Annotated in this window: 1 protein-coding gene; it reads right to left on the minus strand. The window is 70.1% G+C overall.

The window, feature by feature from the left end:
• Positions 1–251, minus strand: a 251-nt coding sequence (locus UK12_RS35855; protein ID WP_045307417.1) for a beta-ketoacyl synthase N-terminal-like domain-containing protein, incomplete at both ends; no start/stop codon positions are given.

Raw genomic sequence — 251 nt, forward strand, 5'->3', positions numbered from 1 at the left:
CCCGCCCGCTCGAAGACCTCCCAGGACGTCTCCAGCAGCAGTCGCTGCTGCGGGTCCATCGACAGGGCCTCGCGCGGCGAGATCCCGAAGAAGGTCGGGGCGAACTTCGTGACCTCGTCCAGGAAACCGCCCTCTCGGGCGTACGTGGTGCACTGGTTGTCCGGGTCCGGGTGGTAGAGGCCGTCGAGGTCCCAGCCTCGGTCGGTCGGGAAGTCGGCGATGGCGTCGCCGCCCGCGACGAGCAGCTGCCA

It is taken from the genome of Saccharothrix sp. ST-888 (genome assembly GCF_000955975.1).
GTDB lineage: Bacteria > Actinomycetota > Actinomycetes > Streptomycetales > Streptomycetaceae > Kitasatospora.